Below are 2,777 nucleotides of genomic sequence, written 5' to 3'. Positions count from 1 at the left end.
AAGGGCATGGTTTCTCTCCGTTCAATAAGGGCTACGAAGATTATACCACAAAATGCTGGGATATAGTTACATTATTTTCGGAACATTATACTAGTGCCTTTGCCGTGAGTGGGGGATTTGTAAAATCCCGCAGCTTTGAGCGTTTGTAAGACTTCCCTGACGGTACGTTGCTTTCCCCAATTGTTTCTCCCTCCCTTCATTATCTATTATAACACGCATAAATAACGCGCATCAATAATAAATGCGTATAAAATATGCGCATGAAAGGTTAGTGGGCTGATTTTTGTCGTACGGTTGCCACCTATATATAGAGGCACAGTTATTCATAACCTTCATATACTTTGCCGCTCCTTCGGGGGCGGTATTTCTTTTAGTTGGGAAGTGAGGTGATGGCATGAATATCGTACAGCCGATACGAGATCCGGTTATGATCGAGCAGGTCAAGCGCTATCTGTTAACATCAAGCCCTCGCTATGGGGAACGTAACCGGATGTTGTTTTCGGGATAAACGTCGGGCTTCGTGTTCAGGACATTTTGAAACTACGCGTCATGGATGTTAAAGGGGAACATATTGTGATGCGTGAAATGAAAACTGATAAACAGAAATGGATAAAAATCAACCCGACATTACGGAAAGAGCTTAAACGTTATGTTGCGAATATGGACGAATTCGATTTTCTGTTTCAAAGCCGCGAGGGTAAGAATAAACCACTTACCAGGGATATGACTTACAAGATATTGAAAAAAGCGGCGGATGATATCGGACTTGTGGATATCGGGACTCATACCATGAGGAAGACGTTTGGATATCATTTCTATCAAAAGACCAAAGACATTGTGCTACTCCAAAAGATTTTTAACCATTCCAGCCCTGAAGTAACGATGCGATACATCGGCATGGATCAAGACATGATGGACAAGGGAATTGATGATTTTGGATTGTAATTCCGCAAAATGAGGATGTTTGGAACTCATTCTGGGAGAATCAACAAGCCCCTTGATACTACAAGGAAATTCGGTACTTTGCCAGTTATTCAAAATTATTAGATATGAGGAATTAGAGAATCAGATCATGTTACATTGAGGAACAAAAGTGGGCGCAAATCGCTGAATCAGCAAAGTATTCGGAATGCCAATGTAGGAACATTCGGAAGACCGCACTTGCTTTTTTGCATTCATTCAGAAATTGAGAAGTCCAAGATAACGCGCATGTAATCTGCCGCAGACGGGAGCGGGAGGGAAAATATCAAAACAAACGACAGGAGGGGAGGGAATGGCAGGGCAGAAGCGCAACCCGAACAGAGACGAAGCAAAGCAAAGATGGCTGGAAAGCGATGGCGAAGCAACGAATGCGGAGTTTGCGGAACTAGCGGGAGTACCCGAATCCCGAATCAGGAAATGGAAGTGTGAGGATAAATGGGAGGAAGCGCTGAAAGAGCAAAGGGCATCACGCAAGCCCGGAGGACAGCCCGGAAACCAGAACGCCAAAGGACACGGCGCGCCCAAGCGCAATGAAAATGCGGTTACGCATGGCGCATACAAAACGGTTTACTTTGATGAACTATCCGAAAGCGAAAGAATTCTGATTGAACAGATCGACCTTGACACCAAAACAAACATGCTGCGGGAGCTACAAACGCTTGTCGTAAAAGAAAACGATCTGAAAAAAAGAATCGCCCAACTGGAAACGGAAAGCGAAACAAACCTGCATGTTGACCGAGTTATTGAAATGATGGTCCCGAACAGCAACGAGAAGCTTGCGAAGCAGCAAGACAAGCTGCAAGAACTGACCGTGCAGCGTGATGAATTAGTTTGGGAAATGGAGAGCGTGGACAATCCGACCAAACAACAGCAAAAGAAGCTGGACAAGCTGGAACGAGAGATTGAAGAGCTTCGGGACATGGTGAGCGATGCGGAGCGGGAAGACACCGGGGAAGCTATGAAGCTATCCATGCAAACGGTCATCAAGGCAAGCCCGTTCGAGCGGGCTTTGAAACTACGAACAGAACTGGACAAAACGCATGGAAGGATAATAAGGCTACTGGACAGCGTGAAGGCTTATGAATTGGAATCGCGGCGGCTGGAGCTTGAAGAGCGGAAGTATAGACTGGCGAAGCAGAAGGTGACAGGGGAGTTCAACATCAACCCGGAGACGGGGGAGATTGATGACACGACCGACGATGAAAATGATGAAATTTAACGCTTTATCACGATAAAGCATAGGTTCTTTTGGAGCATGGCAAAGCCTGCGGGTCCGTCGAGCCCCAGAATATGCCCAGAGAAAATTGAAAAAAATTGCTTCCGGGGTTGGTTCCCGGGAAAAATTTTGCCGGGGGGTGCAAAAAAGAAAAACAGGGGGTGGGGCAATTGTGAAGCTCTACGATGTCAAAGCGGTTGCCCGATTTTTGGACTTGTCGGAACGCCGGGTGCGGCAGTTGCGCGATGAAAAAATTATCGCAGAAGCCGCGCCCGGTCTGTACGCTCTGAGAGCGACGAACCACAGGTACATCAACTACTTGCGCAAGCGGAACCCGGAGAGCGACGAAAATATTGACTACAACACGGAGCGGGCGAAGCTCATACGCGCCAAACGGCAAAACGAAGAACTGGATTTGAAGCTGAAAGAAGGGCGGCTGCACGAGGCGGAAGTGATTGAAACCGTCATGAAGGACATGCTGGTAAACTTTAAAAGTCTGGTGAAAAAGTCTGACCCTAATCGAACAAAGAGACGGAGTATGGTAAAATAATAGAAAATATCGTTTGAAAGTAGAGGAACC

The 2,777-nt window shown here is 46.3% G+C and carries 2 protein-coding genes and 1 pseudogene; all 3 read left to right on the top strand.

Annotated elements, in window-relative coordinates; all coding sequences use genetic code 11:
- Positions 1 to 394 precede the first annotated feature (394 nt).
- The 3 genes and pseudogenes from PPOP_RS17660 to PPOP_RS17650 all read left to right on the top strand — a co-directional run bounded on the left by PPOP_RS17660 (position 395) and on the right by PPOP_RS17650 (position 2,747).
- Positions 395 to 945, top strand: a pseudogene (locus PPOP_RS17660) (site-specific integrase).
- A gap of 328 nt (positions 946 to 1,273) precedes the next feature.
- A complete protein-coding gene (terS, locus tag PPOP_RS17655; RefSeq protein WP_006288024.1) occupies positions 1,274 to 2,200 on the top strand; it encodes a phage terminase small subunit in 927 nt (308 codons plus the stop codon).
- A 169-nt stretch (positions 2,201 to 2,369) separates the two neighbouring features.
- The gene (locus PPOP_RS17650) at positions 2,370 to 2,747 is read left to right on the top strand and encodes a hypothetical protein (RefSeq protein ID WP_052516654.1); all 378 of its coding nucleotides are present in this window, start codon (positions 2,370 to 2,372) and stop codon (positions 2,745 to 2,747) included.
- Positions 2,748 to 2,777: the final 30 nt, after the last annotated feature.

It is taken from the genome of Paenibacillus popilliae ATCC 14706 (assembly GCF_000315235.1).
GTDB classification, from domain to species: Bacteria; Bacillota; Bacilli; order Paenibacillales; family Paenibacillaceae; genus Paenibacillus_B; species Paenibacillus_B popilliae.
This window is presented reverse-complemented; position numbering and strand designations above follow the sequence as displayed.